The sequence below is a fragment of the Bacillus spizizenii TU-B-10 genome, assembly GCF_000227465.1.
Lineage (GTDB): Bacteria > Bacillota > Bacilli > Bacillales > Bacillaceae > Bacillus > Bacillus spizizenii.
Genome location: NC_016047.1, coordinates 1,851,954 through 1,874,116 on the forward strand (window position 1 = coordinate 1,851,954; position 22,163 = coordinate 1,874,116).

20 protein-coding genes are annotated in these 22,163 nt (G+C 42.9%); all 20 read left to right on the forward strand.

All coding sequences use genetic code 11. From position 1 onward, the window contains the following. The first annotated feature begins 7 nt into the window (after positions 1 to 7). Positions 8 to 880: a 4-hydroxy-tetrahydrodipicolinate synthase gene (dapA, locus tag GYO_RS31345; RefSeq protein WP_014113826.1), complete on the forward strand. Its 873-nt coding sequence runs from the start codon at positions 8 to 10 to the stop codon at positions 878 to 880. Positions 881 to 1,058: 178 nt separating this feature from the next. Beyond that, positions 1,059 to 2,726: a ribonuclease J2 gene (gene rnjB / locus GYO_RS31350; RefSeq protein WP_014113827.1), complete on the forward strand. Its 1,668-nt coding sequence runs from the start codon at positions 1,059 to 1,061 to the stop codon at positions 2,724 to 2,726. A gap of 116 nt (positions 2,727 to 2,842) precedes the next feature. Further along, entirely contained in the window at positions 2,843 to 3,580 is a 738-nt protein-coding gene (gene tepA, locus GYO_RS31355) for a translocation-enhancing protein TepA (protein ID WP_003220980.1), read from the forward strand. Further along, positions 3,577 to 3,789 (forward strand): YlzJ-like family protein, encoded by a 213-nt coding sequence (locus tag GYO_RS31360; protein WP_041520957.1) that lies wholly within the window; start codon positions 3,577 to 3,579, stop codon positions 3,787 to 3,789. Before tepA ends, GYO_RS31360 begins: the two co-directional genes overlap by 4 nt. 129 nt (positions 3,790 to 3,918) lie before the next feature. Continuing rightward, a complete protein-coding gene (gene spoIIIE / locus GYO_RS31365) occupies positions 3,919 to 6,279 on the forward strand; it encodes a DNA translocase SpoIIIE (protein ID WP_014113829.1) in 2,361 nt (786 codons plus the stop codon). A 143-nt stretch (positions 6,280 to 6,422) separates the two neighbouring features. Continuing rightward, on the forward strand, positions 6,423 to 7,148 hold the full coding sequence (locus GYO_RS31370) for a GntR family transcriptional regulator (RefSeq protein ID WP_014113830.1): 726 nt from the start codon (positions 6,423 to 6,425) through the stop codon (positions 7,146 to 7,148). A gap of 137 nt (positions 7,149 to 7,285) precedes the next feature. After that, complete coding sequence (gene bcbE, locus GYO_RS31375; RefSeq protein ID WP_079288159.1) at positions 7,286 to 8,497, forward strand: bacillibactin exporter BcbE; 1,212 nt, start codon at positions 7,286 to 7,288, stop codon at positions 8,495 to 8,497. Between the two features lie 252 nt (positions 8,498 to 8,749). Beyond that, a complete protein-coding gene (yfmF, locus tag GYO_RS31380; protein WP_014113832.1) occupies positions 8,750 to 10,030 on the forward strand; it encodes an EF-P 5-aminopentanol modification-associated protein YfmF in 1,281 nt (426 codons plus the stop codon). Beyond that, a complete protein-coding gene (yfmH, locus tag GYO_RS31385; protein ID WP_014113833.1) occupies positions 10,027 to 11,313 on the forward strand; it encodes an EF-P 5-aminopentanol modification-associated protein YfmH in 1,287 nt (428 codons plus the stop codon). Before yfmF ends, yfmH begins: the two co-directional genes overlap by 4 nt. A gap of 53 nt (positions 11,314 to 11,366) precedes the next feature. Next, positions 11,367 to 12,095, forward strand: a complete 729-nt coding sequence (gene ymfI, locus GYO_RS31390) for an elongation factor P 5-aminopentanone reductase (RefSeq protein ID WP_014113834.1) — start codon at positions 11,367 to 11,369, stop codon at positions 12,093 to 12,095. Positions 12,096 to 12,175: 80 nt separating this feature from the next. Continuing rightward, positions 12,176 to 12,433: a DUF3243 domain-containing protein gene (locus GYO_RS31395; protein WP_003220996.1), complete on the forward strand. Its 258-nt coding sequence runs from the start codon at positions 12,176 to 12,178 to the stop codon at positions 12,431 to 12,433. Positions 12,434 to 12,562: 129 nt separating this feature from the next. Further along, positions 12,563 to 13,354, forward strand: a complete 792-nt coding sequence (locus GYO_RS31400; protein ID WP_003220998.1) for a DUF3388 domain-containing protein — start codon at positions 12,563 to 12,565, stop codon at positions 13,352 to 13,354. 18 nt (positions 13,355 to 13,372) lie between these two features. Further along, the gene (gene rodZ / locus GYO_RS31405) at positions 13,373 to 14,287 is read left to right on the forward strand and encodes a cell shape determination protein RodZ (protein ID WP_041520958.1); all 915 of its coding nucleotides are present in this window, start codon (positions 13,373 to 13,375) and stop codon (positions 14,285 to 14,287) included. Positions 14,288 to 14,336: 49 nt separating this feature from the next. Continuing rightward, complete coding sequence (pgsA, locus tag GYO_RS31410; protein ID WP_014113836.1) at positions 14,337 to 14,918, forward strand: CDP-diacylglycerol--glycerol-3-phosphate 3-phosphatidyltransferase; 582 nt, start codon at positions 14,337 to 14,339, stop codon at positions 14,916 to 14,918. A gap of 17 nt (positions 14,919 to 14,935) precedes the next feature. Continuing rightward, on the forward strand, positions 14,936 to 16,186 hold the full coding sequence (locus GYO_RS31415) for a competence/damage-inducible protein A (RefSeq protein WP_014113837.1): 1,251 nt from the start codon (positions 14,936 to 14,938) through the stop codon (positions 16,184 to 16,186). A gap of 172 nt (positions 16,187 to 16,358) precedes the next feature. Continuing rightward, a complete protein-coding gene (gene recA, locus GYO_RS31420; RefSeq protein ID WP_014113838.1) occupies positions 16,359 to 17,405 on the forward strand; it encodes a recombinase RecA in 1,047 nt (348 codons plus the stop codon). Positions 17,406 to 17,573: 168 nt separating this feature from the next. Continuing rightward, entirely contained in the window at positions 17,574 to 18,749 is a 1,176-nt protein-coding gene (locus tag GYO_RS31425) for a serine hydrolase domain-containing protein (protein WP_014113839.1), read from the forward strand. A 275-nt stretch (positions 18,750 to 19,024) separates the two neighbouring features. Continuing rightward, positions 19,025 to 20,587 carry a ribonuclease Y gene (rny, locus tag GYO_RS31430; RefSeq protein WP_003221010.1) on the forward strand — a complete coding sequence of 521 codons (1,563 nt, stop codon included), beginning with the start codon at positions 19,025 to 19,027 and terminating at the stop codon, positions 20,585 to 20,587. Between the two features lie 69 nt (positions 20,588 to 20,656). Next, a complete protein-coding gene (gene ymdB / locus GYO_RS31435) occupies positions 20,657 to 21,451 on the forward strand; it encodes a 2',3'-cyclic-nucleotide 2'-phosphodiesterase (protein ID WP_003221012.1) in 795 nt (264 codons plus the stop codon). 198 nt (positions 21,452 to 21,649) lie between these two features. Beyond that, positions 21,650 to 21,910 (forward strand): stage V sporulation protein SpoVS, encoded by a 261-nt coding sequence (gene spoVS / locus GYO_RS31440; protein ID WP_003154135.1) that lies wholly within the window; start codon positions 21,650 to 21,652, stop codon positions 21,908 to 21,910. The last annotated feature ends 253 nt before the right edge of the window (positions 21,911 to 22,163 follow it).

Below are 22,163 nucleotides of genomic sequence, written 5' to 3' on the forward strand. Positions count from 1 at the left end.
GAATAAAATGAATTTCGGAAATGTGTCTACAGCGATGATTACACCCTTTGACAATAAAGGGAACGTAGACTTTCAAAAACTGTCTACACTGATTGATTACTTGTTGAAAAACGGAACGGATTCTTTAGTAGTAGCGGGAACAACTGGAGAATCTCCGACCCTTTCAACTGAAGAAAAAATTGCGCTTTTTGAATATACGGTAAAAGAAGTGAACGGTCGGGTGCCGGTTATTGCGGGTACTGGAAGCAACAACACGAAAGATTCCATTAAGCTGACAAAAAAAGCTGAGGAAGCGGGCGTAGACGCAGTCATGCTTGTTACGCCTTATTACAATAAGCCTTCTCAAGAAGGAATGTACCAGCATTTTAAAGCAATTGCGGCTGAAACGTCTCTTCCGGTTATGCTTTATAATGTGCCGGGCCGTACGGTTGCTTCTCTTGCTCCTGAAACGACGATCCGTTTGGCGGCAGACATTCCGAATGTTGTTGCGATTAAAGAAGCGAGCGGAGACCTCGAAGCGATTACAAAAATTGTTGCAGAAACGCCGGAAGACTTCTCTGTCTATTCAGGGGATGACGCCCTGACGCTTCCTATTCTCTCAGTTGGAGGAAGAGGAGTTGTGTCAGTGGCGAGCCATATCGCAGGCTCTGATATGCAGCAAATGATCAAAAATTATACGAATGGGCAAACAGCTAATGCGGCACTGATTCATCAGAAACTGCTGCCGATTATGAAGGAACTGTTTAAAGCGCCTAATCCTGCTCCTGTCAAAACAGCGCTTCAGCTGAGAGGCCTTGATGTCGGTTCAGTGCGTCTTCCTCTTGTTCCGTTAACCGAGGATGAACGTCTGAGCTTAAGCAGCACGATCAGCGAACTGTAAGAAAAATTTCATACAGTGAAACAAACGCGGTCATTCTCACATTCAGCTGAGTTTGACCGTTTCTTATACATATTGGTTTTCCCTAAACCTTCTGCTTTATCTTGTTTTCTAAATTTACTTTCAGTTATAATAGGAACAAGTGATGATGGACGGGTATGAGACTAGGAGGATATAGATTTTGAAAAAGAAAAATACAGAAAACGTTAGAATTATCGCCCTTGGCGGTGTCGGAGAAATTGGGAAGAACCTTTATGTCATCGAAATTGACTCAGACATATTTGTTGTAGATGCCGGCCTTATGCATCCAGAAAACGAAATGCTCGGTATTGATGTGGTGATTCCTGACATATCATATTTGATTGAACGGGCTGACCGCGTCAAGGCAATCTTTTTAACGCACGGGCACGATGAAAATATCGGCGGCGTTTTTTACTTATTGAACAAGCTGTCCGTTCCAGTGTACGGAACAAAGCTGACGCTTGCGCTATTAAGAGAAAAATTAAAACAATACGGACATAACCGAAAAACTGATTTAAGAGAAATTCACTCCAAATCTGTCATTACATTTGAATCGACTAAAGTATCGTTCTTTAGAACGATTCACAGCATCCCTGATTCTGTAGGTGTGAGTCTTAAAACATCACTTGGATCTATTGTATGCACGGGAGACTTCAAATTTGACCAAACGCCTGCACTTAACCAAACGTGCGACATTGGCGAGATCGCCAAGATCGGCAATAGCGGCGTACTTGCCCTGCTTTCCGACAGTGCAAATGCGGAGCGCCCGGGCTATACACCTTCGGAAGCTGCTGTCAGCGGAGAAATTTCGGACGCGCTGTATAATTCAGTGAACCGGGTGATTATTGCTGTTTTTGCATCCAATATTAACCGGATCCAGCAAGTCATTCATGCAGCGGCTCAAAATGGCAGAAAGATTGCCGTTGCCGGAAAAAATCTTCAATCTGTCCTGCAGCTGGCAAGAAAGCTCGGATATATTGAAGCAGATGATGAAATGTTTATTTCTGTACAGGATGTCAAGAAATATCCGAAGCGCGAAGTGGCCATTATTACAGCCGGCAGCCAAGGTGAACCGTTAGCTGCACTGACAAGAATGGCAAACAAAGCCCATAAACAGCTGAACATTGAAGAAGGGGATACGGTTGTCATTGCGTCAACTCCAATCCCTGGGCAGGAACTCATTTATTCTAAAACAGTAGATCTTCTTGCGAGAGCCGGTGCACAAGTCATCTTTGCACAAAAGCGTGTCCATGTATCTGGCCACGGCTCACAAGAAGAGTTAAAGCTGATGATCAATCTGCTTAAACCAAAATATTTAATTCCTGTAAACGGCGAATACAGAATGCAAAAAGCTCATTCAAAAATCGCTGAAGAAATCGGCATGAAGCGCAGTGATATCTTCTTAATTGAAAAAGGAGACGTCGTTGAATTCCGCGGCCAAAACGTAAAAATTGGGGATAAAGTTCCGTACGGCAATATTTTAATTGATGGTTTGGGTGTCGGTGATATCGGCAATATCGTATTAAGAGACCGCCGCTTGCTTTCACAGGACGGAATTTTAATCGTTGTCATTACACTTGATAAACAAAAGAAACATCTTGTATCAGGACCAGAAATTATCACTCGCGGTTTTGTTTATGTAAGAGAATCTGAAGGCCTTATCGTACAGGCTACTGAGCTTGTCCGTTCCATCGTGACAGAAGCGACTGAAACATCAAATGTTGAATGGTCAACGCTGAAGCAGGCAATGCGAGATGCTTTGAACCAATTCCTATATGAAAAAACGAAACGCAAACCGATGATCATCCCAATTATTATGGAAGTATAATGTCTGACTAAAGACCGGAGCTGCTCCGGTCTTTATTTTTTTGCCTTTCAAGCCGGGATTGAATTGAGTATCTTTGTTCATAATACAAAGAGAAATTCGGAAAGGGTGAAAGCGAAATGGATCATCGTATGGAAAACGCAGAAGAAGAGCGTCCTGAAAAAAATGACGCGAAAGACAGCATTATGAATAAAATACAGCAGCTTGGTGAAACGACGCTTCCGCAGCTGCCCCAAGATACAAATATTCATTGTCTGACCATTATCGGACAAATAGAAGGCCATGTTCAGCTTCCTCCGCAAAACAAAACAACAAAATATGAGCATGTCATCCCGCAGATTGTGGCAATTGAACAGAATCCCAAAATTGAAGGCCTGCTGATTATATTAAATACTGTCGGAGGAGATGTTGAGGCGGGTCTCGCAATAGCGGAAATGCTGGCATCATTATCAAAACCGACCGTTTCCATCGTGCTTGGCGGAGGGCATTCCATCGGCGTTCCGATTGCGGTATCCTGTGATTACAGCTATATTGCTGAAACAGCAACGATGACGATTCATCCCGTTCGGCTGACAGGGCTGGTAATTGGTGTGCCGCAAACGTTTGAATACCTGGATAAGATGCAAGAAAGAGTTGTTAAATTTGTAACAAGCCACTCAAATGTAAACGAAGATAAGTTCAAAGAGCTGATGTTTTCAAAAGGAAACTTAACACGCGACATCGGAACAAATGTCGTTGGTAAGGATGCTGTCGAGTACGGATTGATCGATCACGTCGGAGGAGTCGGACAAGCGATCAATAAACTGAACGAGCTGATCGAGGAAGCAAGAGCAGAAGAAGGACGGATGATTCAATGATTCTGTATACTATGATGCCGCAGGAAATTGTTTTTGCTGAACAGAACCAACAGACAAGCGCACATGAGCAAATTGAATATAGAGGTGTGCCGCTTCTTGTCGAGATGAAAGGCAATGAAGCGGAAGTTATTCAAATCATGAGCACAAATCCAATGCATTTTCTGCACCCGGACATTTCACCGGGACAAAAGCTGAAATTAAACGTATAAGATCCACCCCTTTTTTAAGGGCAAAATATGCTATAATAGGGGAATCCTACAGAAAAAACGCAGCCTGTAATCGGCTGCTTTCTTCATTATGTATGAACTTATATTTTTTAACGCAGTAAGGTGATGAGTGTGGCAAAGAAAAAACGAAAATCAAGAAAAAAACAGGCGAAACAGCTCAATATAAAATACGAACTCAACGGATTGCTGTGTATAGCCATTTCAATTATTGCGATTCTGCAGCTGGGGGTAGTCGGGCAAACCTTTATTTACTTGTTCCGCTTTTTTGCTGGAGAGTGGTTTATTTTATGCTTGTTAGGTTTATTAGTGTTAGGAGTCTCGCTGTTTTGGAAGAAGAAAACGCCAAGCTTATTAACGAGACGAAAGGCCGGATTGTACTGTATTATTGCAAGCATATTGCTGCTTTCTCACGTGCAGCTGTTTAAAAATTTGACGCACAAAGGGTCTATTGAGTCCGCAAGCGTGGTGCGCAACACATGGGAATTGTTTTTGATGGACATGAAAGGCAGCTCCGCTTCACCTGATTTAGGCGGAGGGATGATCGGTGCGTTGCTATTTGCGGCTTCACACTTTTTATTTGCGTCAACTGGTTCTCAGATCATGGCGATTGTTATGATTTTGATCGGAATGATTTTAGTCACAGGGCGCTCTCTTCAAGAAACGCTGAAAAAGTGGATGAGCCCGATTGGCCGCTTTATAAAAGAACAATGGTTTGCATTTATTGATGATATGAAATCCGTCAAAACCAATATGAAGTCATCGAAAAAAACGAAAGTGCCGAGCAAAAAACAAAAACCGGCCCGCAAAAAACAGCAAATGGAACCGGAGCCTTCTGATGAAGAGGGGGATTTGGAAACGGTATCGCCTCTTATTCATTCAGAGCCGATTATCTCGAGTTTTTCAGATCGTAATGAAGATGAAGAGCCTCCAGTCATAGAAAAACGAGCTGAACCTGTACCAGAACCGATTCAGGACATCCAGACTGAGACAGGTGATCAGGAAACTGTTTCTGCTCCGCCTATGACCTTTACGGAGCTAGAAAATAAGGATTATGAGATGCCGTCACTTGATTTACTGGCAGATCCGAAGCATACTGGCCAGCAGGCAGATAAAAAGAATATTTATGAAAATGCGAGAAAGCTCGAACGCACCTTCCAAAGCTTTGGCGTAAAGGCGAAAGTCACACAGGTTCATCTCGGGCCGGCCGTAACAAAATATGAAGTGTATCCTGATGTCGGAGTGAAGGTTAGCAAAATCGTCAATTTAAGCGATGATTTAGCGCTTGCACTTGCTGCAAAGGATATCAGGATCGAAGCGCCAATACCAGGCAAATCAGCAATCGGAATTGAGGTTCCGAACGCAGAAGTGGCGATGGTATCGCTGAAGGAAGTGCTGGATTCTAAATTGAATGACAGACCGGACGCAAAGCTGCTAATTGGACTCGGCCGCAATATTTCAGGTGAAGCTGTGCTGGCTGAGTTAAACAAGATGCCCCATCTTTTAGTCGCAGGCGCAACCGGAAGCGGGAAGAGCGTCTGTGTCAACGGCATTATTACGAGTATTTTGATGCGCGCGAAACCGCATGAAGTGAAAATGATGATGATCGATCCTAAAATGGTAGAGCTGAATGTCTACAACGGGATTCCGCATTTGCTTGCTCCGGTTGTAACTGATCCGAAGAAAGCGTCACAGGCTTTGAAAAAGGTTGTCAATGAAATGGAGCGGCGGTACGAATTATTTTCTCATACGGGTACAAGAAATATTGAAGGATACAATGATTATATAAAACGTGCCAACGAAGAAGGAGCGAAACAGCCGGAGCTGCCGTATATCGTTGTGATTGTGGACGAGCTTGCCGATCTCATGATGGTCGCTTCATCTGATGTGGAGGATTCAATTACGAGATTGTCCCAAATGGCGCGGGCTGCCGGCATCCATCTCATTATTGCGACACAGCGGCCGTCGGTTGACGTTATCACAGGGGTCATCAAAGCGAATATTCCGTCACGAATCGCGTTCAGCGTATCTTCACAGACGGATTCAAGGACGATTCTTGACATGGGTGGCGCTGAGAAGCTGCTCGGCCGCGGCGATATGCTGTTTTTGCCTGTCGGGGCTAATAAACCTGTCCGTGTGCAGGGAGCATTTTTGTCGGATGACGAAGTGGAAAAGGTCGTCGACCATGTGATTACGCAGCAGAAAGCGCAATATCAGGAAGAAATGATTCCTGATGAGACAACGGAAACTCATTCCGAAGTTACCGATGATCTTTATGATGAAGCTGTTGAATTAATCGTCGGCATGCAGACGGCATCTGTTTCAATGCTGCAAAGAAGATTCAGGATCGGTTATACGAGAGCGGCGCGCCTGATTGACGCCATGGAGGAACGGGGCGTTGTCGGGCCGTATGAAGGCAGCAAACCTAGGGAAGTCTTATTATCAAAAGAGAAATATGATGAGCTCTCTTCTTAATGAAGGGAGTTCAGCTTTCTCCAGTTATCAATAATAACATTATGTAAACTGATAACCTTGCTATTTATTTTTTCGACAAAACATGATATAGTTGTCCCAATTGTTCAATAATTTTTATCGAAAGTGGTTTACGGAGGGGAAACATGTCTACAAAAGCTGATAATCGGCACTTGTATTTGAAAGTAATTGAACGAATTAAAGAGGATATAAAAAATGGCATCTACACTGAGAAGGAAAAGCTGCCTTCTGAATTTGAGCTTTCCAAAAAGCTTGGTGTCAGCAGAGCGACGCTTAGAGAAGCCTTGCGGATACTGGAAGAAGAGCATGTCATTATCAGAAGACATGGTGTAGGCACTTTTGTCCATTCTAAGCCGTTATTTCTTTCGGGCATTGAACAGCTGAACAGTGTAACGAAGATGATAGAACAAGCAAATATGACGCCTGGTACGATTTTTCTATCATCCCAAGTGCTTATGCCGTCTGAAGATGATATTAAGAGATTTCATTTGGAAGATGAGCAAGAACTTTTTTACCTCGAACGAGTCAGAACAGCTAACGGACAGCCGATTGTGTATTGTATAGACAAAATTCCGATGGATATTTTGCCGAATTCTTTCTCTCATCAACAAGAATCCATGTTTGACCTGCTTGAGAAAAATTCAGGCTCCGTGATCAGCTATGCCGTGACTGATATTGAACCGATCGGCTATCATGATACCATTTCTCCAGTGCTGGAATGCGATCCAGAAACAGCTCTTTTGCTGTTAAAACAAACCCATTACGATCAGCACGATAAACCGGTGCTTTACTCATTAAACTATTTTAGAGCTGACAAATTCAGATTTCATGTTTTGCGTAAACGATTCTAAAACGGGCGCTGTGATGTGTCTGTTTTTTTATTTGCACTGATTCGTGTTTCTTTGTACATACTTTCACTTCAGTTAACGCAACATATAAGGGATGACAAGAAAGTGAATGGGTGAAAATGTTGAGAGAGAAAAATGGAATGAAAAATATTATTGCATTGTCTTCCGTACCGCTTGTGATGACACTAGGGAACTCCATGCTGATTCCTGTTCTTCCGATGATGGAGAAAAAGCTGTCAGTGACTTCATTTCAAGTGTCTTTAATCATTACTGTATATTCAGTAGTAGCGATTATTTGCATTCCGATTGCCGGATATTTGTCGGATCGATTCGGGAGAAAAAAAATATTGCTTCCATGCCTCCTCATTGCAGGATTAGGTGGGTTGGTGGCTGCTTTTGCCTCAACCTATATGAAAAATCCTTATGCTATGATTTTGGCGGGTCGGGTTCTTCAAGGTATCGGCTCTGCAGGGGCAGCTCCTATCGTTATGCCGTTTATCGGCGATTTGTTTCAAGGAGACGATGAAAAGGTCAGCGCCGGCCTTGGTGATATTGAAACTGCCAACACGTCAGGGAAGGTATTGAGTCCGATACTTGGCGCCTTACTGGCTTCCTGGTACTGGTTTGTCCCATTTTGGTTTATTCCGTTTTTCTGTTTGATCAGCTTTTTGCTCGTGTTGTTTCTGGTGGCCAAGCCTGAAGAAGATGAAGATGCGCCAGCAGTTTCTGAATTTATCAAGAGTGTGCGGAAAATCTTTAAACAGGATGGGCGCTGGCTTTATACGGTCTTTATTATCGGGTGTGTGATTATGTTTTTGTTATTTGGCGTATTATTTTATTTGTCAGATACGCTGGAGAACAAGTATGACATTGACGGAGTGGCTAAAGGCGGATTACTGGCAATCCCACTTTTATTTTTGTCAACCAGTTCATTTATAGCAGGCAAAAAGATTGGCAAAGATAAAGTCCGAATGAAATTTTGCGTTGTTACGGGAATGATTCTGTTAACCCTGTCGTTTATTGCCTTGTGGTGGAACCACAGTTTTTATTTTTTATTTGTCTTTTTAAGCTTTGGCGGGATTGGGATTGGAATGGCGCTTCCTGCTTTAGATGCACTGATAACCGAAGGAATTGAAAGTGAGCAATGCGGAACCATTTCCTCCTTTTACAATAGCATGCGCTTTATAGGAGTAGCTCTCGGTCCACCTGTGTTTGCGGCATTAATGTCTAATGCAAACTGGCTGATTTTCATTCTATCGGCGTTTTGCAGCATCATTGCTTTATTCTTAGTGCTTTTTACTGTGGATGCTAAAAAAAGTGAAGAGGAAGAAAAAAACTTAGGGACGGTCTAGCCAACCGTCTTTTTTGCTGTGATAGCGAAAAATCTTTCTCTCTTGCAGTTTACAACTGTCGTTCTGCAGGCGCAAACAGAGGTCTTTCAGGTAGAAAATGGATTAACCTATACAGCCTCCGTCCTGTCGTGCGGAGGTTATTGTTTCCTTATAAATCCTACAGTTGCTATAATTACATGAAAGAGTGTTTCTGCGGATGCTGAAAATTGGTCATAATACATACTAATAAGAAATGAACGAAGGAGGTTCCATATGTCATATGTAAATGAAATCAAAACAAAGCACGGCGGTTTAACCGCACACATTGTAAAAACAGAAAAATTCAAAACCGTCTCGCTTATTTTTAAAATGCTTGCACCGCTGACAAAGGACCAAGTCACCAAAAGAGCGCTGCTTCCGCATGTGCTTCTTCGCGGAACAAAAAGCCATCCGAAAACCGCAGAGTTGCGTTCTTATTTGGATGAACTATACGGCACGTCCGTTTCGGCGGATCTTTCGAAAAAAGGAGAGCGGCACGTCATTACGTTCAGGCTTGAAGTCCCGAATGAAAAATATTTAAAAGATCAAACGCCGCTTCTTGAAAAAGGACTGCAGCTTCTTGCAGAAATCGTCTTTTCACCTGCTTTAGAAGGAGGCGCTTTTCAATCACAATATGTGGCTCAGGAAAAACGGACGCTCAAGCAAAGAATCCAAGCCGTCTATGACGATAAAATGCGCTACTCGAATTTAAGGCTGATACAGGAAATGTGCAAAAATGAGCCTTACGCGCTCCATGTCAATGGGGAAATCGACGATGTCGATGCCATTACGGCCGATCAATTATATGAAACATATCAAAGCGCTATCCAAAAAGACCAGCTCGATCTTTATGTCGTTGGCGATGTGGACACTAACCAAGTGCAAGCGGCAATTGATAAGTATTTCCAAGCAAAAGAGCGCAACCTCGGCACGCCTGAAAACAATCACGCTGAGCAAAAAGCCCAGCCTAAAGAAGTAATTGATGAAGAAGACGTCAAACAAGGAAAGCTGAATATCGGCTACCGCACCAGCATCACTTATACGGATCAGGATTATCCTGCTTTGCAAGTGTTTAACGGATTGTTTGGCGGATTCTCTCATTCCAAGCTTTTCATCAATGTTCGGGAAAAAGCCAGTCTTGCATACTACGCCGCTTCGCGTATAGAAAGTTTTAAAGGCTTGTTAATGGTGATGTCGGGCATTGAAGTGAAAAATTACGAACAGGCTGTTTCTATTATTGCTGAGCAATTTCAGGCAATGAAAAACGGCGACTTCAGCGAGCAGGACATCGCTCAGACAAAGGCTGTCATTCGAAATCAAGTGCTGGAAACCATTGATACAGCGTACGGTTTATCTGAATTTTTATATCAGCAGGCCGCTGCCCAAGTCGATATTCCTATCGAAGAATTTCTTGCCAATATTGAGCAGGTCACAAAAGAGGATATCGTGAAAGCCGGCGAAAAGATTCAGCTTGATACGACTTATTTCTTAAAAGGGACGGAGGGTGCATCTTGATCAAACCAATCGAATACGAACAGCTTCAGGAGACGCTGTACCATGAAAAAATGCCGAACGGACTTGACGTTTACGTTTTGCCGAAAAAAGGTTTCAACAAAACATATGCGGTCTTTACAACAAAGTACGGCTCTATAGATAACCGGTTTGTCCCTTTAGATAAAAATGAGATGGTTCACGTGCCAGACGGCATTGCCCATTTTCTTGAGCACAAGCTGTTTGAAAAAGCGGACGGAGATGTTTTTCAAGATTTCAGCAAACAGGGCGCTTCTGCTAATGCGTTTACGTCATTTACAAGAACGGCTTATCTTTTCTCAAGCACATCAAATGTTGAACGCAATTTAGAGACGCTCATCGATTTCGTACAGGACCCGTATTTTACTGAAAAAACGGTTGAAAAAGAAAAAGGGATTATCGGGCAGGAGATTAACATGTATGACGACAACCCCGATTGGAGGCTTTACTTCGGGGTCATTGAAAACATGTACAAAGAACATCCTGTCAGAATTGACATAGCAGGAACAGTAGAAAGCATTTCACATATTACAAAAGACCTTCTTTATGAATGCTATGAAACGTTTTATCACCCGAGCAACATGCTCCTCTTTATTGTCGGGCCTGTAGATCCTGAAGCGATCATTTCTCAGGTAAGAGAAAATCAGGAGAGAAAGCCGTATACTGACCAGCCGGAGATCAAACGGGAAGAAGTGAAAGAGCAAGAAGCTGTTTTCCGAAAAGAAAAAGAGATCAAAATGAATGTGCAGGGACCGAAATGCCTTGTCGGGCTGAAATCAAAGAATCCGTTTAAATTAGGCAAAGAGCTGTTAAAGCATGAACTTTCAATGAACTTATTGCTTGAATCTCTTTTCGGCAAAAGCTCTGCCCAGTACGAATCACTTTATGAAAAAGGGTATATTGACGAAACGTTCAGCTTTGATTTTACTGCTGAATATGGGTTCGGTTTTGCGGCGATCGGCGGCGATACGCCGGAGCCTGATCAATTGGCAGAAGACATTTCAAGCATGCTTTTGCGCGCCGGTGAACTGATTACTGCTGAAAAGATTGAACTTGCCAGAAAGAAAAAGATCGGTACATTCTTAAAAGCGCTGAATTCACCTGAATACATTGCCAATCAATTTACCCGTTATGCTTTCTTGGATATGAGCCTGTTTGACGTCGTAACGGTTCTCGAGCAAATTACCCTCGAGGATGTCCAGAAAGTCATACAAGAGGAAATTGCTGCAGACAGACTGACTGTCTGCAAGGTTGTTCCTAAATCATAAACAAACATCCCTCCAGTGTGAGGGGTGTTTTTCTGCGGAAAGAAGGAAAGAGGATGAACAAAACAGCACTAATCACCGGAGCAAGCGGCGGCATCGGCAAAAGCATAAGTGAAACCCTTGCGGCAGAGGGATACAATCTGCTTCTGCATTATAATACAAATCAAAACGCGGCAGCGGAGCTTACTGAAAAACTAAGAGAGACGTTTGGCGTGCATGCTGAAACTTTGCAAGCCGATCTGTCCGCGCCAGAAGGAGCAGATAAGCTGACAAGTTCAATTGTTCAGCCGGTTGATGCGATTGTTTTAAATAGCGGAAGAAGCCATTTCGGACTGATTACGGATGTGGATAATGCAACAGTTCAGGAAATGGTTCAGCTCCATGTGGCGAGTCCGTATATGTTGACGAGAAACCTTCTTCCAGGCATGATCCGGAATAAATCAGGAGCGATTGTGGCTGTCAGCTCTATTTGGGGCGAGACTGGAGCATCTTGTGAAGTGCTGTACAGCATGGCAAAGGGAGCTCAGCACTCGTTTGTAAAAGGACTGGCTAAGGAGCTGGCGCCAAGCGGAATCAGAGTAAACGCCGTAGCGCCGGGCGCGGTTGATACAAATATGATGAATCAATTTACCCTGTCTGAAAAAGAAGAGATTGCTGATGAGATCCCGATTGGCCGGCTTGCCCGGCCGCAAGAAATTGCCGATGCAACAGCATTTCTCTTGTCTGAAAAAGCGTCATATATTACCGGCCAAATTCTGTCGGTGAATGGCGGTTGGCACTGCTGATTCGAAAATATTCGGTGTATAGTTTCTTTTGCGAAGGACACAATAATCTTGTAACTTCACATGAAATGGAGGAAACGAGCATGTCAGTATTAGAAAACTGGGATAACTGGAAAAACTTCCTTGGCGACCGTCTGAACTATGCGCAAGATAAAGGTATGAGCCAGGATACTATTACAGATCTTGCGACAGAAATCGGCAGTTACTTGGCTAATGAAGTGGAATCTAAGAACGAGCAGGAAAAAGTGCTGGCAGATCTTTGGAGCGTAGCATCAAAAGATGAACAGCACGCAATTGCCAATATGATGGTTAAGCTTGTTGAAAATAACAGCACTCACTAAGAAGAGAGGGGATTTTTCCTCTCTTTTTTATGTTTTCCTCATCACAGCAACATTCTTCTTTCTAATTAGAGAAAAATGCTTTATGATAAAGGAAGGTAAAATTTTGCCACAATGAAGGGGGTATATCATTTGGCAAAGCTCGAATGGTATTTTGAATATGAAATTCAAGTGAACCGCCCCGGACTGCTCGGGGATATTTCATCTCTTCTTGGGATGCTTTCTATTAACATCGTAACGATAAACGGCGTCGATCTTTCCAGAAGGGGAATGCTCCTCAGGTGCCGCCATATAGATCAAATTAAACGATTAGAATCAATCTTAAAAACGATGGAAACAATTAAAGTAACGAAGCTGAGAGAACCGAGGCTTCGCGACCGTCTTGCCGTACGTCACGGCCGTTACATTCAAAGGGATGCCGATGACAAGAAAACGTTCCGCTTTGAACGGGACGAGCTAGGCTTATTAGTCGATTTTATGGCCGAACTGTTCAAAAAAGAAGGCCATAAATTAATCGGGATCAGGGGGATGCCGCGTGTCGGAAAAACGGAATCGATTGTGGCCTCCAGCGTGTGTGCAAGCAAAAGGTGGCTGTTTGTGTCATCAACCTTGCTGAAGCAGACGATAAGAAGCCAGCTGATTGCCGATGAATACAGCACTGAAAACGTCTTTATCGTGGACGGAATTGTGTCAACACGAAGAGGATCAGAACGCCACCTCCAGCTGGTCAGAGAAATCATGAGGCTGCCTGCAACAAAAGTGGTGGAGCATCCGGACATATTCGTTCAAAATACAGAGTATACACTAGATGACTTTGATTATATTATTGAACTTAGAAATGACCCTGATGAGGTTATTACATATGAACATGCCGAAGAACCCCAAATGTTTGACCAATCCGGGTTTTCAAGCTTTGATTTTTAAAATTGGAAGGTGTTTGTTGTGACTGAACTAGGAATCCGGCTCAAAGAAGCCAGAGAGGAAAAAGCAATGTCATTGGATGATCTCCAAGCGGCAACAAAGATTCAAAAAAGGTATTTAACCGCCTTGGAGGAAGGAAACTATGACATTATTCCGGGGAAGTTTTATGTTCGGGCATTCATCAAGCAATATGCGGAAGCTGTCGGGCTTGATGCGGATCAGCTGTTTGAGGAGCATAAAAAAGATATTCCAAATACGTATCATGACGATGTGTCTGAAAAGATCTCCGGCATGAATCTTCAAAAGGAAATGCCAAAGCCAGCATCTAAGGCGCTGGAGCTGCTGCCAACGATACTTGTCATTCTCGGCGTGATTGTCGTGATTGCGATTGTGTACGCGATCATTCAGTTTGCGAATCATAAAAACAGCGATGATAACAATGCCGCATCTGAAAAATCAATTACGCAAAGTGAAAGCAAGTACGAAATCCCAAAAGATTCATCACTAAAAGAGTATCAAAGCAACAGCTCTGAAAAAGAGACAGACACTAAAAAAGAAACGAAAGAAAAAGAAGATAAAAAAGAAGAAAGCGACAGTGATAAACTGGAGATTAAAGCAACTGGCACTGAAGGATCATTAACAACTTATGAAGTGTCCGGCGCTGATAAAATCGAGCTCGAACTGAAGGCATCAGACAGTTCTTGGATTCGAGTACGCGATGAAAACAGCAGCTCGTTAAAAGAGGGAACGCTGAAAAAAGGCGAAACCTATAAAAAAGACATAACTGATCAGAAACAAGTTGAAATCCGCACCGGATATGCACCTAATCTGAAAATAAAAATCAACGGTGAGGTTCTTTCATATGAACTTGACCCGAAAAAAGTGATGGCACAAACCATAAAGATTGTAAATAAAAAGGAAGAAAAGTCATCTTAATTACCAGATGACTTTTCTTCACGTCCGAGTATGAAATTGGAGGGGCTTTATGTTTAACTTACCAAATAAAATCACACTTGCTAGAATCGCATTAATCCCAATCTTCATGATTATCATGCTGGCACCGTTTGACTGGGGCAGGCTCGAATTTGGAGACGAATCGATTCCGGTCGCACACTTGGCGGGGGCTATTCTATTTATTATTGCATCCACAACAGACTGGATAGACGGATATTATGCCCGAAAACTGAATCTCGTTACAAACTTCGGAAAATTTCTAGATCCGCTTGCGGACAAACTGCTTGTATCCGCAGCGTTAATTATCCTTGTTCAATTTGATCTTGCTCCAGCCTGGATGGTCATTGTGATTATCAGCCGAGAGTTTGCCGTGACAGGTTTAAGGCTTGTCTTAGCCGGAACAGGAGAAGTCGTAGCTGCTAACATGCTTGGTAAAATTAAAACCTGGGCACAAATCATTGCGGTTTCCGCATTGCTTCTTCATAATCTTCCGTTTGAACTTGTGTCATTCCCGTTCGCTGACTTAGCGCTGTGGGTAGCCGTCTTCTTTACTGTCGTCTCAGGCTGGGAATATTTCGCTAAAAACTGGGAAGCGTTAAAAACATCTAACTAAGAAAGAAGGACTTCGTCATGGAATTTCCAAAAAAAGCAGAAATTATTGCAGTCGGTTCAGAGCTATTGCTTGGCCAGATCGCCAATACAAATGCTCAATTTATCAGCAAACAGCTCGCTGAAATCGGAGTGAACGTATTTTATCATACAGCAGTCGGAGATAACCCGGACCGGCTGAAGCAGGTCATCCGCATTGCTGAAGAACGCTCTGACTTCATTATTTTTTCAGGAGGTCTCGGACCGACAAAAGATGATCTGACGAAAGAAACGATTGCAAATGCGCTGGGACGTCAGCTTGTGTTAAATGATGAGGCGTTCCAATCCATTGAGGACTATTTCAAACGAACAAAACGGACGATGTCACCTAATAATAGAAAACAGGCGCTTGTAATCGAAGGATCTGACGTACTGGCAAATCACTTTGGAATGGCACCGGGAATGCTCACAGAACATGAATCGCGCTTTTATATGCTTCTTCCTGGACCGCCAAGCGAATTGCGTCCCATGTTTGAAAACGAGGCAAAGCCTCTTCTGCTGAAAAAGATGGGTTCAAATGAAAAAATTGTGTCAACCGTTCTTCGCTTTTTCGGTATTGGTGAATCTCAGCTTGAAGCCGATTTGGAAGATATTATTGATGCACAAACCAACCCGACAATCGCTCCTTTGGCGGCAGATGGAGAGGTGACGCTGCGTCTGACAGCCAAGCATGCTGACGAAAAGGAAACAGAGCGTCTGTTAAAAGAAACAGAGGCTGTTATTTTAGAACGTGTCGGTGAATTTTTCTATGGTTACGATGATACTTCCCTTGTAAAAGAGCTTTCTAAAGCATGTAAGGAAAAAAGCATTACGATTTCCGCGGCGGAAAGTTTTACCGGCGGGCTGTTTTCTGAATGGCTGACGGATCTTAGCGGTGCTTCAAAACGATTTGCCGGCGGCGTCGTTTGCTATACAAACGACATGAAGCAGAATGTGCTTGGCGTTAAGAAGGAAACATTAGATCAATTTGGCGCGGTCAGCAAGGAGTGCGCATCAGAGCTGGCAAAGGGTGTTCAAAAGCTCACTGGTAGCGACATCGGCATCAGCTTTACCGGTGTAGCAGGACCTGATACTCAAGAAGGGCATGAGCCTGGGCATGTGTTTATCGGTATTTCAGCTAATGGAAAAGAAGAGGTTCACGAGTTTCACTTTGCGGGCTCCAGAACGGGAATCAGAAAACGCGGTGCCAAATACGGCTGCCATTTAATCTTGAAGCTTTTAGAGCAAATATAATATTTTCAGCACATTATCCTCCTAAAAAAACATGATTTCTCTGATACATTATGATATTTTGATAGAAATCACGCCAAGAAAAAATCCGAATATGCGTTCGCTTTTTTCTTGGCAAATCCCTTCAAACAGGGTATAGTATATGTAGTGGTAACATAAAGGAGGAAAAAATAGAATGAGTGATCGTCAGGCAGCCTTAGATATGGCTCTTAAACAAATAGAAAAACAGTTCGGCAAAGGTTCCATTATGAAACTGGGAGAAAAGACAGATACAAGAATTTCTACTGTCCCAAGCGGCTCCCTCGCTCTTGATACGGCATTAGGAATTGGCGGATATCCGCGCGGGCGGATTATTGAAGTATATGGTCCTGAAAGCTCAGGTAAAACAACTGTGGCGCTTCATGCGATTGCTGAGGTTCAGCAGCAGGGCGGACAAGCCGCGTTTATCGATGCGGAGCATGCGCTAGATCCGGTATACGCGCAAAAGCTCGGAGTCAATATCGAAGAGCTTTTACTGTCTCAGCCTGATACAGGCGAGCAGGCGCTTGAAATTGCGGAAGCGCTGGTTCGAAGCGGTGCAGTTGACATTGTTGTTGTCGATTCTGTGGCAGCTCTCGTGCCGAAAGCGGAAATTGAAGGCGACATGGGAGATTCGCATGTCGGTTTACAAGCACGCTTAATGTCTCAAGCGCTTCGTAAGCTTTCAGGGGCCATTAACAAATCGAAGACAATTGCGATTTTCATTAACCAAATTCGTGAAAAAGTCGGCGTTATGTTCGGGAACCCGGAAACAACTCCTGGCGGCCGTGCGCTGAAATTCTACTCTTCCGTGCGTCTTGAAGTGCGCCGTGCTGAACAGCTGAAACAAGGAAACGACGTAATGGGGAACAAAACGAAAATCAAAGTCGTGAAAAACAAGGTAGCTCCGCCGTTCCGTACAGCCGAGGTTGACATTATGTACGGAGAAGGCATCTCAAAAGAAGGCGAAATCATTGATCTTGGAACTGAACTTGATATCGTGCAAAAAAGCGGTTCATGGTATTCTTATGAAGAAGAGCGTCTTGGCCAAGGCCGTGAAAATGCAAAACAATTCTTGAAAGAAAATAAAGATATCATGCTGATGATCCAGGAGCAAATTCGCGAACATTACGGCTTGGATAATCACGGAGCAGTTCAGCAGCAAGCTGGAGAGGCACAAGAAGAACTCGAATTTGAAGAATAAAAATAAAATAAGTTTGAAATGATACAAAAGGCTGAGTGAAAAACTCAGCCTTTTTGTATTTTTACAAAAAAACGATAAAAATATTGCTTTTTTTGACAACTTTTTTAGTGCTTTATTCGTCTAACAAAACGTGTGCAAAATGGAATTTATTTCGGGAGGAAAAAATGAATGACAAGCCCAACCCGCAGAAGAACTGCGAAACGCAGACGGAGAAAACTAAATAAAAGAGGCAAACTTTTGCTTGGTCTTTTAGCAGTGATGATTTGCTTCACGATTTGGAATGCGCTTCAACGAAATAGTGAAGAGAACGAGCCATCACAAGAAACTGCAGCAGTTTCAGATACCAGCCAGAAAAAAGAAGTCAAAAAGAAAACCACCAAAAAAACAGACGAACAAATCAAAATAGTCGACCGTAATCAAAAAATCAGCAATTATTTAAAAGAGATCGGTTTCAGCGGAACAGCCATGATTGTCAGAAATGGAGAAATCGTAACAAGTAAAGGTTTTGGTTATGCAGACCGTAAACATCACATTCAAAATAATCCATTGACATCTTTTTATGTCGGTTCGTCACAAAAAGCGTTGATTGCAACCGCTATTTTGCAGCTTGAGGAAAAAGGGAAACTTCAAACAAGTGATCCTGTAAGCACATATTTACCTCATTTTCCCAATGGACAAACAATTACTTTGAAGAACCTGCTTACACATACATCGGGAATAAATGGACATATTGAAGGCAATGGCGCAATCACTCCGGACGATTTAATAAAAGACATAGAACGTCAGGGAATCAAACGTCAGCCGGGCGTATGGGACTATAAGGATTCCAATTATTCTGTTCTCGCTTATATTATTGCTGAAGTAAGTGGTGAGTCTTATGAACAATACATAACGAATCATATTTTTAAACCGGCGGGAATGACGCATGCAGGCTTTTATAAAACATATAATAAAGAACCTTATCCTGCTGTCGGGTATAAGCTGAAGGGCAGCAGAACGGTTACACCGTATATGCCTGATCTATCTCAGTTGTATGGAGCCGGTGATATTTATATGAGCGCTATAGATATGTACAAATTTGACCAAGCGCTGATAGATGGCAAACTGTATTCGCCAAAAAGCTACGAAAAGATGTTTACGCCAGGGAGCAGCTCTACATATGGTATGGGATTTTATGTCGCTCCCGGAAGCTATTCAAACCATGGTGTCATGCCGGGCTTCAACATCTTGAACAGCTTTAGCAAATCTGGGCAAACCATTGTTGTTTTGTTGTCAAACATTCAAAATAACGCTAAATTAGGCCAAGTGAACAATAAAATATACCAGCTTCTGAATCAAGAATGATTTATGATCTTCTTTGGAAGGATTGCATTCGGCACGTTAAAAGACGGCAGTCGGCAAACGTTAAGATGGCAAGCTTGACAAGTATTTCCGACACATTTACAATGAAGTTGTAACATTTGTTTTTTTAACATGATTGTTAAACCATTTTAAACTTGACAAGGGCGATGAAAATACTCATTCCCTGTGAAGGTTCTGTATGTTGAGAAAACTAGACAATGTACATGCCGACACTTATTTAAGCAACAACCAAGTTCATAGCAAGAGGAGGTGAAAGTATGACCCCAATTATGATGGTTCTCATCTCCATTTTGCTGATTCTACTCGGTTTAGTTGTTGGCTACTTTGTTCGTAAAACCATTGCCGAAGCGAAAATTGCGGGCGCACGCGGTGCAGCCGAGCAAATTCTTGAAGATGCAAAGCGTGATGCTGAAGCACTGAAAAAAGAAGCTCTGCTTGAAGCAAAGGATGAAATCCACAAACTTCGAATAGATGCTGAACAGGAAGTTCGTGAAAGACGAAATGAGCTTCAAAAACAAGAAAACCGTTTACTCCAAAAGGAGGAAAACCTTGATCGCAAACATGAGGGAATTGATAAACGGGAAGCGATGTTGGAGAAGAAAGATCATTCTCTGAATGAACGACAACAACATATTGAAGAGATGGAAAGCAAAGTGGATGAGATGATTCGTATGCAGCAGTCAGAGTTGGAACGAATTTCGAGTCTGACTCGTGATGAAGCAAAACAAATCATTCTTGAGCGGGTTGAAAACGAGCTTTCACATGACATCGCCATCATGACAAAAGAAACTGAAAACCGCGCGAAAGAAGAGGCGGATAAGAAAGCGAAAAACATTCTTTCACTCGCCTTACAGCGCTGCGCAGCGGACCACGTTGCCGAAACAACGGTATCAGTTGTCAATCTTCCAAATGATGAGATGAAAGGACGTATCATCGGACGGGAAGGGCGTAACATTCGTACGCTTGAAACGCTGACAGGTATCGACCTGATTATTGATGATACGCCTGAAGCTGTCATTCTTTCCGGATTTGATCCGATCAGACGTGAGACAGCAAGGATTGCTCTTGATAAACTCGTTCAGGATGGCCGTATTCATCCGGCACGGATTGAAGAAATGGTTGAAAAATCTCGCCGCGAGGTCGATGACTATATTCGTGAGATGGGTGAGCAAACGACATTTGAGGTTGGCGTTCACGGCCTCCACCCAGATCTTATCAAGATCCTCGGCCGCTTAAAGTTCCGTACAAGCTACGGTCAAAATGTGCTTAAGCATTCCATGGAAGTCGCATTCTTGGCCGGTCTAATGGCATCGGAGCTTGGAGAAGACGCAAAGCTTGCTAAACGTGCGGGCCTTCTTCACGACATCGGGAAAGCAATTGACCATGAAGTAGAAGGAAGCCACGTTGAAATCGGGGTAGAGCTTGCGACCAAATATAAAGAGCACCCAGTCGTGATTAACAGTATTGCATCACACCACGGGGATGAGGAGCCGACTTCCATTATCGCTGTGCTGGTAGCTGCAGCAGATGCGCTTTCCGCTGCAAGACCTGGCGCGCGAAGTGAGACGCTCGAGAATTATATTCGAAGACTTGAAAAGCTCGAAGAAATTTCTGAGTCCTACGAAGGTGTTGAAAAATCATTTGCCATTCAGGCTGGACGCGAAGTGCGTATTATGGTGAAGCCGGATTCAATTAATGATCTTGAAGCTCATCGACTGGCGCGAGATATCCGTAAGCGAATTGAGGACGAGCTCGATTATCCAGGTCATATTAAAGTGACAGTAATCAGAGAAACTCGAGCCGTAGAGTATGCAAAATAAAGTGATGCGCTAAGCATCACTTTATTTTTTTGATGGTCAAGGAATTTTTAAGAAGAAAGGATTTACAAAATGAGAATTTTATTTATCGGAGATGTTGTCGGTTCACCGGGCCGTGACATGGTAAAAGAATATGTACCAAAGCTAAAAACAAAATATAAGCCTCACTTTACCATTATTAATGGTGAAAACGCCGCACATGGAAAAGGCCTGACGGAAAAAATTTATCACAGCTTAATCCAGTCCGGCGCAGATGCAATCACGATGGGGAACCACACATGGGATAAAAAAGAAATTTTCGATTTTATAGATGACGTTCCGAACTTGGTTCGCCCGGCAAACTTTCCTGAAGGAACACCGGGAAAAGGGATCACATATGTGAAAGCAAACGGCAAAGAGCTTGCCGTCATTAATTTGCAAGGACGTACGTTTTTACCGCCGCTTGATGATCCGTTTTTAAAAGCGGATGAATTGATTGCCGAAGCTTCGAAAAGAACACCGTACATTTTTATCGACTTCCATGCCGAAGCGACAAGTGAAAAGCTTGCACTCGGCTGGTACACAGACGGTCGGGCATCAGCTGTCGTCGGAACTCATACACACGTGCAAACAGCGGATAACCGCATTTTACCGAAGGGGACGGCATATATTACTGATGTAGGAATGACTGGCCCATATGATGGTATACTGGGGATGGACAGAGAGACGATTATTAAGCGATTCAAAACGAACCTTCCAGTCCGCTTCACTGTCGCTGAAGGAAAAACAACGTTGAGCGGAGTTGTCATTGACATCGACGATCAAACGAAAAAGGCTGTCAAAATTGAACGTATTCTGATCAATGATGATCACATGTTCTTTGAATAATTAGCATAGGGTTATTTTATAAAAATATTAAAAAGAAAAGCAGGAATATAGCAACTTCTTAGTGAATATAGTAAAAATGGAAGGTAGCCCGCTATTTTTGAAAAGCATTGTGGGGATGGCTTTTTGGATAGCAACATCTAATAATGATTGTTCTAATGAACACTCACTTATCCATTGTAAAACTAAGGGGGAGCAGAAATGGAAATCTTAAAAGTTTCAGCAAAATCGAGTCCAAATTCAGTGGCAGGTGCACTTGCAGGTGTGTTAAGAGAGCGAGGGGCCGCCGAGATTCAAGCGATTGGAGCGGGTGCATTAAACCAGGCTGTAAAAGCTGTGGCGATTGCCAGGGGATTTGTGGCGCCAAGCGGCGTTGATTTGATTTGTATTCCGGCTTTTACTGATATTCAGATCGATGGGGAAGAAAGAACGGCGATTAAATTAATCGTGGAGCCTCGGTAAAAACAAATAAAGCATTCTCAACCTGTTTGCGTGAGCAAACAGGTTGTTTTTCATTTGTTGTGATATTTTCTTCCAATAGTATTTTCAGCATATAAATGACGGATATACACAAGTCAGAAATGTTTTAGAACGTTTCAGAAAAAAATTCCGCCCATTTTTCAAGACAGATACTTTTGTCTTTCTCAGAAAGACAGTGCTGTTTACGCTTATTCCATATCATGGTACAATCCGAATGTAATAAGAATTTTTCAAG